This window comes from Cellulomonas bogoriensis 69B4 = DSM 16987 (assembly GCF_000767165.1).
GTDB lineage: Bacteria > Actinomycetota > Actinomycetes > Actinomycetales > Cellulomonadaceae > Actinotalea > Actinotalea bogoriensis.
Genome location: NZ_AXCZ01000501.1, coordinates 1 through 332, shown reverse-complemented (window position 1 = coordinate 332; position 332 = coordinate 1). Strand labels below are relative to the sequence as shown.

The window sequence follows — 332 nt, the reverse complement described above, 5'->3', positions numbered from 1 at the left end:
TAGACCAGTGCAAAGAAGACTCCGAACAGGGCGGCGATAGGTGCTGCATATAGGAGGTCTCGGTTGCCCGGCTGGGACAACTGCGAAGGTCTGCGTTTGCGTGCCAGGTCGCGGCGCGCAAAGGTCCAGCGAAAAGCCCAGACCATCGTCAGCCCGAGGAAGGGTGCAGCAACCCCAACGTTGATCACACGGGCGGTGAGCAAGCCGAACTCAGTATTTGCAAGAGTATCGAAGAGGATGCCGGATAAGGTCCCCAAGATCAAGATTCCTGCACCGAGTGCGAACACGAGGTGTGTGATTAGTTCGAGAAAATTCTCCCGTTCTTCGAGATC

Annotated in this window: 1 protein-coding gene; it reads right to left on the bottom strand. The window is 56.3% G+C overall.

Annotated features, from left to right (window positions below; translation table 11 throughout):
- A partial coding sequence (locus N869_RS18680) for a hypothetical protein (RefSeq protein WP_232229906.1) occupies window positions 1-332 on the bottom strand: 332 nt, incomplete at both ends.